The organism is Rheinheimera faecalis, assembly GCF_021290965.1.
GTDB classification, from domain to species: Bacteria; Pseudomonadota; Gammaproteobacteria; order Enterobacterales; family Alteromonadaceae; genus Pararheinheimera; species Pararheinheimera faecalis.
This window is the reverse complement of the sequence record NZ_JAJOYT010000002.1, coordinates 607,553-615,468: the sequence shown is the minus strand read 5'-3', so window position 1 is coordinate 615,468 and position 7,916 is coordinate 607,553. Positions and strand designations below refer to the sequence as shown.

Genomic DNA, 7,916 nt, shown 5'->3' with positions numbered 1-7,916 from the left:
GTCTATTCAAATTTCCCCGGCTCCACCAATAAACCAAAAGGCCACCTAACGGTGGCCTTTTGGTTTATTAAGAACAGATACAGATCCCCCTACTTCCCCTGCCCCAGCAGCCAACCATAAATATCCCAGCCTTCGTAAACTTGTCGCCAGGCGTCGTGTTCGGCTTGTTCCAGCATACTAAAGCGCACATTGGTGTGGCCTAACTGGCGCAATGTCTCTATGCCTGGGTAGATATTATCTTTATTGATAGCAGAATCCCGGCCTGCGGCAATAACCCAGAGTGGTAGCTTAGCTTTGGCTATAGGCGGCATTAAATCCGGGTGACCCCAAGCCACTACAGGAGCTGCGGCAGCGAATAACTGCGGGTGTTTGCTGGCCATATACCAGGTACCAAAACCACCGTAGCTGATGCCGGAGATATAAAGCCGTTTAGCATCTGTATTGTAATTTTTCTGCACAGTCGCAAGCATGGCCAATAAATCCTGTTCTGCCTTCTCCCAACCATTTGGCAATAACACTGGCACTTTCGACATATCAGCTACAGCTTTGGCTGGTGTTATGGCTTTATCGGATGGAAACATCACGGGGCGTGGCGGTACGCCATCGGCTAAGCGTTTTGGAATATCGGCTTTGCTGCGGTTGGCAATATAAGGCAGCTTACCCATATCAAACATCTGCAATTGCGGCACTATCATAATAAAAGGCAGGTCGCGTTTTTGTATCCAGGCTTCATATAAAGGGCCGTGGATCATTGTGTAATCCAGCTCGTCCAGGCCGTTGCCACGTTCGCCATTGCCATGCAAAAACAGCAAGACTGGCCACTTTTGCGCAGCATTTTGATCATAACCTTGAGGCAAATAGACAAAATACTGCCGCTTTAAACCATCAACAGTGCTTTGATAATCCGCTCTTAACAGCTTTGCTTCTGAAGCCACTGCAACACCTGACACTAACAGCACGCATAAACATAGAATTCTGAACAACATAACGACTCCTTTTTCTTATTAAGTTGCAGGACTGCAGACTTCAAAAGCTCAGATCGGACCCAAAGAGCTACACCCCATGCTCGCTGACTTTGTGCATTTTGTCACCACACCAAAAAGTGATTTCAGCTAAATACCCCGTAAATTCAGTTGGCTCCACAATTAGACAGCTATGAAGCTGTTCACTATGCTTAGCGGCGAATAAACAACCAAACCGGAGGACTTTTTATGAGATGGCTTTCCCGTATAAGTGTGTCAGTACTGTTAATTTTTACCGCATCAGGCTTTGCGGCAGTGACTGAAAAAAAAGTGCAATTGCCCAATCAACTTGGCTCTGCAGTGATTTATGGCAATGACAGCATTAAAAATCAAGGCACCGGCGTTATCGTGATCCACGAATGGTGGGGCTTTAATGACTATGCCCGCAGCAGAGCCAAAATGCTGGCAGAGCTGGGTTACACCAGTATTGCTGTGGATATGTATGGCACAGGCAAAGTAGCCGATCATCCGGACAACGCCATGGCCTTTATGGAAGAAGCGATGAAGGATCCGGAGAAAATTAATGCCCGTTTTGAAGCTGCTATGGCGTTATTAAAAGCAGAGTCAGGTGTCGATGCCAATCGTATTTACGCTATGGGTTATTGTTTTGGTGGTGGAGTGGTACTGAATCAGGCCCGCATGGGTAAAAACCTGGCCGGAGTAGCCAGTTTCCATGGCATGTTAACCTCAAAAAAATTCAAAGCTGACGCTACCACTCTGAAAGCTAAAATTCTGGTGGCCCATGGTGGCGCCGATCCTTTTGTACCGCCAGAGCAAGCCAGTAGTTTTGTCACTGAAATGCTGGGGGCTGGCGCTGACTTAGATTTTCGGGTTTACCCAGGAGTAAAACATAGTTTTACCGTGCCGCAAGCCACAGCCAAAGGTGAAGCTTTTGGTATGCCTTTTAAGTATGACGAGCATGCTGATAAAGACAGCTGGGCAGCATTGTTGCGCATGCTGGAGCAAAAGTCATAGCAGCGCCTGCGGGCGCTTTTCCAAGGCTGTACCGCTGTTAACTCCAGTACAGGCTAAATCACTAAATACCTGCTTTGTTTCAGCTTTTTATTTAAAAGCTTTCAAAATTGCAGTTACACTCAATTCATATCTTTTGTCTGGAATTTTTGTATGCGGGCAGTTTTTCCACCCAATGAAGCAGAACGTTTAGCCACACTTTATGCGCTGAATATTCTTGATACAGCACCTGAAGCAGCCTTTGATGCGCTGGTTCAACTGGCGAGCCATATATGCCAGACTCCTTGTGCCGTGCTGACTTTGGTGGATAAAGACAGGCAATGGTTTAAAACAAAAATTGGTTTTGATCATCATCAAACCCACAGAGATATCTCTTTTTGCGCCCATAGCATTTTAGAACCAAACGAACTGACTTATGTCCCGGATGCCAGGAAAGACCCACGTTTTGCCGATAACCCGGATGTCACCAAACCTGACGGTATACGTTTGTATGCCGGCGCGCCGCTGACGTTGAGTAACGGTGCCGTATTGGGCACTTTATGTGTGGTCGACAGCAAAGTCAGAGAACTGACAGCGGAGCAACGACAGGGTTTAAGTTTGCTGGGTATGCAGGCTGTGCAGCTACTCGAAGCACGGCAAAAAGCTGAACTTTATTATCAGCAGCAACGCACTTTAACCACAGTGATTGACCATGCGCCTTTGTTATTAGGCCAGGTTGATACCCACTTTCGTTACATCTTTTGTAACCACAAGTACGCCGAATGGTTTGGAGTGGACCCCGATTTTGCTGTAGGAAAAACCATACATCAGGTTTTTGGTGACAAAGCTTTCACCGAAGCTAAAGCTTCACTAGAGCTCTGCCTGGCTGGAGAAGATGCTCATTTTCGTTCAGCGCCAGCCAATGGCCAGGTATTTGATGTCAATTTTGTACCACAGAAAAACCCTAAGGGTGAAGTTGAAAGCATTATTATAATCGCCGCTAACGTCACCGAAGTGCATCAGCAGCAGTTACAAATTAAGCAAGAACATGACCGGATGGATGCCATTATCAACGGCTCCAACCTCGGCACCTGGGAATGGAATGTACAAACTGGCACTACAATTTTTAATGAGCGCTGGTTTAGTCTGATTGGCTTAACGTCAAAACAACAGACCTCTGTCGATTTATGGGCGGAATTATCACACCCTGAAGATTTAATACGCTGTACTGAGCTGCTGGAGCAGCATTTCGCCAAAGGTACGCCCTACTATGACTGCACCTTCAGGATGAAACACAAGGCTGGTCATTGGGTTTGGATCCATGCCATAGGTAAAGTCATGAGTTGGACAGCGGAAGGTGAACCTCTGCTGATGTTTGGGGTGCACTCTGATGTCACAGCGGCTTTGGAAAAAGAAGCGGAAATTTTAGAAACCCGCTCCTGGCTGCAAGCCATTATTGACTCCTCTACTGAGGTTGCACTGATATCGACCGATCCGCGAGGCACCATAAGGCTGTTTAATACAGGAGCTGAGCGCATGCTCGGCTATAGCGCAGATGAACTGGTGGGTAAACATAGTCCGGCGTTATTTCACGACCCTGCTGAGGTCACGGCTCATGCTCAGGTACTGAGCAAGAAGTACGGCCAAAACATACAGGGCTTTGATGTTTTTGTGCACCATGCCCGCCAGGGACAAAGCGAAACCCGGCAGTGGAGTTACCTCTGTAAAAATGGCGACCGCAAACAAGTGCGGTTAAGCGTGTCGGCGATGCGGGATGAACATAACGCGATTCGCGGCTTTTTAGGCGTGGCCATAGATATTACTCAGCTGGAGCATTTAAATCATGCCTTGCTGATGAGTGAACAGCGCTACCGATCCATGTTGGATAACTTGCCTGGCGTAGTGTACCGCTGCCGTAACGATGAACACTGGACCATGCTGTTTATCAGTGATGAAGTCTTTGCCTTAACAGGCTACAAAGCGCAGCAACTGATCCGCAGTAAAGAAATCAGTTTCGCCGAATTGAATTACCCTGATGATGCGGCTCAAACCCATAGCGCTGTTCAGCAGGCTCTGGCTAACCAACAACGCTTTAATGTTGAATACAGGCTCAGGCACAAAGATGGTAGCTTGCGTTGGGTGCAGGAGCTAGGTCAGGGTGTTTATGATGACAACGGCGAACTTTTGTATATCGACGGTTTTATCTGGGATGTAACCCAACAACACGAAGCCTTGCAGGCCTTGAGTGCCAGTGAGCAAAAACTTTCGTCGCTGTATAAAATGGCTCCGCTGGCTATAGTACTGAACCGCTTTACCGACGGTGCTTTTATTGAGGCGAACCCTGAGTTTTACCGCATGCTGGGCTATAAAAACCAGCCTGACTGCTCTGACGCACCATCCAGCGCCGGTTATGCCACCATGGCAGCCGATCAAATGACTCAGTTACAACACAACGGACGTTATGGGCCATTGGAGCAGGAAATACAGCATCAGGACGGCCATCTGGTGCCTGTGTCCGTAACAGGAGTACTGATCCAGAATCACGAAGGTGAACAACAGATCTGGTCCATTCTTCAGGACATTACCGAACGGCGTCGCATCGAACAAATGAAAAACCAGTTTGTTTCTATGGTGAGCCATGAACTTCGTACTCCGCTGACGTCGATTTCTGGCTCATTAGCCTTAGTGACAGGAGGTGTGTTAGGACCGGTGCCAGGCCCTATGGTTTCGATGCTGGATATAGCCAAAGATAACAGCTCCCGACTTAGCCAGTTGATTAACGATCTGTTGGACATAGATAAACTGGTTGCAGGTAAAATGCATTTTGATTTGAGCTTGTGTCTGATTTCGGACCTGCTGGAAAAGTCGGTGCAAAGTAACCAGCCTTACGCCGATAAATATGGAGTTCAGCTGCAACTGACTGAACAACAGGACGCTATGGTCAGGGTAGACGCCATGAGATTTCAGCAAATTATGGCTAATTTATTGTCCAATGCTGCCAAATTTTCACCTGCGGGCTCTGTCGTTAAAGTCCGTTCTTTGTTAGTCGGCGATGAGGTCCGGATAGAGGTTGAAGATGAAGGCCCTGGTATACCTGATGAATTTAAAGCTCATATTTTCGAGAAGTTCTCTCAGGCGGATGGCGCAGATAGCAGACAAAGCGAAGGTACAGGTTTAGGCTTATCCATAGTCAAAGAACTGATTGAGCATATGGATGGCAAAGTAGGCTTTTACAATCTGACACCGACCGGGAGTTGTTTTTACCTTAGCTTTGCACATGCGAAACAAGCCAGCCTGAATCAGCCGAAAATCCTGGTGGTAGAAGATGATCTTGCAGTCGCAGGCTTCATCATGCAGCTGTTGCAGACTCAGGGTTATCAAAGTCACTGTGCCGCGACCTTAAAAGAAGCTATCGAGGCTTTAGATCAGGATTTATATCAGGCTATTACTTTGGATCTGAATTTGCCTGATGGTCACGGTTCAGCTTTGTTTGCAGAACTACGCAGCCGCAGTCAGTACCAGACAACACCGGTGTTGATCATCAGTTCAGAGTCCAAAGACAACCATACCCAGTTACTGGGCGGAGTCAATGCACTGGACTGGCTGGATAAGCCTGTCTCCCCTTCTTCGTTATTGGAGAAACTAGAGCTGCTATTGGGCACTGATAAAAACCAGACTACCCGAATATTGCATGTGGAAGATGATCCACACTTAGGCCAAATTCTGGCCTTACATCTGGCGGACTTCGCCTCTTCAGTACAAGCTACCAGCGTAAAATCAGCCATGCAGCTGCTCAACAACCAGCGTTTTGATTTAGTGATACTGGATATTGGTTTGCCGGATGGCTCAGGGCTGGAATTATTACCTGAACTGGCGCTACGCCAGCCACAAACACCTGTAGTGATTTGGTCCGCTCAGGAACTCAGCCAGGCACAGCGGCATCAGGTGGATTTAGTGCTGGCAAAAAGCCGGATCGACTTACCGGCTTTGTTGCAGCAATTAAAGAACTTATTAACCTGAACCCGGGATAATGGGTGTCGAACTTTTTAGATATTAACTAAATAAATCAAATAGATAAGCCAATTTATTGAAATAACTTAAGTCTTTGCTAACTGAATGCGCAGATTTTTGCGCATATCAAGGCGCTTTGTCGTACGCCATAGCGAGCTATGGTTAGACAAAGCAACGCAGAGAGGCCCGAAAAGATGCCCGTTCAGCGGCGCTGCTTATCCCGAGTTCAGGTTATTACCTCCCGCTCCGTAAGTCTGGTGAGCGGGATTTAGACTGGTGTCTGATAAAACTGAGTTTGATTTCGCCCTGCATGTTTGGAGCTATACAGCGCTTTATCTGCCTGATCAATCAGTTGATCTGTCTCATCTGTGGCTTTTGACTGACTAATACCAGCACTAAAAGTACAGTGAAAATTCTGGTAGTCAAAGCTAAAGGGTAAACTAGCAAAGGATTGGCGCATTTGTTCGACTAATCCAAAGGCCTGCTCCTGATTACAATCAGGCAAAATCAGTAAAAACTCTTCACCACCGTAACGGCCTATGATGTCTGTTTTACGTAGTTGTTGTTTTAATAAGTTGGCTAAACTGCTAATCACCTGATCGCCAATCAGATGGCCATAGTTATCATTGACCTTTTTAAAGTGATCAATATCCAGCATCACCACACTTAAAGGCTCACCAGTACGTTCACTACGCTGCAATTCGTGACTTAAGCGCTCTTTGATTCTGGCATGTTGCAACAAGCCGGTTAAGCTGTCTTTGGTCATCATATCGGCAAGCTGTCTGGCACGTTGTGCTCTGGCAAAAACAGCTACTATCAACGCAGTGTCGGTAATAGGTTTGGTCAGGAAGTCATCGCCACCTTTGACTAAAGCGGCAAGCTGACGTTCACCGTCAGTTTCTGACGATAAATAAATAATAGGCACACTGAGCCATTCATCCTGTAAGCGGATCAATTGGGCTAATTCAGGACCTGAACAACCAGGCATCAGGACGTCCAGCAATATCACATCAGGGCGGAAACGATTCAGCCCCTCGTATATTTGCGACGGATCCAACAAGATTTCAGCACGCAGGCCAGCACCTTGCAGTACCAACGCATAATGTTCAGCCAACAGCTGATCGTCATCGACAATCAATACACGAAAGGCCTCACGTCTGCGCACGGCCAATAAGCGTTGTAAGCGAGCTTCCAAAGCTGTGGTGTTCAGAGGTTTTACAAAATAACCACGGGCACCAATACGTACAGCCTGCAAGTGATGGTCAAAACTGTTGTGACTGGTTAATACCAGCACTGGCAAGGCTTCATCTAAAGTCTTCTGAAAATCCGCTATATACTCCAGACCACTCTGCTCTTCATCCGGTAATGAAATATCCAGGATCAAGGCATCAGGTAACTTCGTTTTCAGCGCACGATCTAATTCTGCTATACGTGTATAGCTTTGGATCTGATAACCAAAAGTCGCCAGTGTCAGCGTCAGATGTTGCGCTGTTTCTTCATCGTCTTCCAGCACATAAATCAGTGCTTTCTGATCATGCAACAAATCCAGTCTGGCAGAGGTTAGGTTCATCACCTGATGTCCGCTTTGGTGGGCGTATTGCACCTGCTGGAAGATGGTCATAAAACTGTTAATTGCGGGCAGATCCGGTGCTGACTCTTCTGCCATCCAGTCTTTTAATTGCAATTCAAGATTTTTCGCCAGTTTACCCAATTGTGGTAAACCAAAAGTACCAGCGGAACCCGCCAAAGTGTGAAATTTGTGCTTTAACGGCAGAATGATTGCACGCCAATCCGACTGGTTTGACAGGGTAACTAAGGCCCCCACCTGAGAGGCAAGCACAGGAATATCAGCTTGCAGCCGCTCCATATATTGCTGGTGAAGCTTAGCCAGTTGTTGCTCTAATTTGGATTGTTCTGCGGTCATGCTCAGTC

Annotated in this window: 4 protein-coding genes; 2 read left to right on the top strand and 2 right to left on the bottom strand. The window is 47.0% G+C overall.

What is annotated here, in order from left to right:
• Positions 1-89: 89 nt before the first annotated feature.
• Positions 90-986: a carboxylesterase family protein gene (locus LSG34_RS06305; protein WP_233007977.1), complete on the bottom strand. Its 897-nt coding sequence runs from the start codon at positions 984-986 to the stop codon at positions 90-92.
• Positions 987-1,211: 225 nt separating this feature from the next.
• Here LSG34_RS06305 and LSG34_RS06300 point away from each other — a divergent pair, with 225 nt between their 5' ends.
• Positions 1,212-1,997 carry a dienelactone hydrolase family protein gene (locus LSG34_RS06300; RefSeq protein ID WP_233007976.1) on the top strand — a complete coding sequence of 262 codons (786 nt, stop codon included), beginning with the start codon at positions 1,212-1,214 and terminating at the stop codon, positions 1,995-1,997.
• Positions 1,998-2,147: 150 nt separating this feature from the next.
• Positions 2,148-5,993, top strand: a complete 3,846-nt coding sequence (locus tag LSG34_RS06295) for a PAS domain S-box protein (RefSeq protein ID WP_233007975.1) — start codon at positions 2,148-2,150, stop codon at positions 5,991-5,993.
• A 259-nt stretch (positions 5,994-6,252) separates the two neighbouring features.
• Here the strand turns inward: LSG34_RS06295 and LSG34_RS06290 are convergent, their stop codons facing one another.
• The gene (locus tag LSG34_RS06290) at positions 6,253-7,908 is read right to left on the bottom strand and encodes a diguanylate cyclase (RefSeq protein WP_233007974.1); all 1,656 of its coding nucleotides are present in this window, start codon (positions 7,906-7,908) and stop codon (positions 6,253-6,255) included.
• Positions 7,909-7,916: the final 8 nt, after the last annotated feature.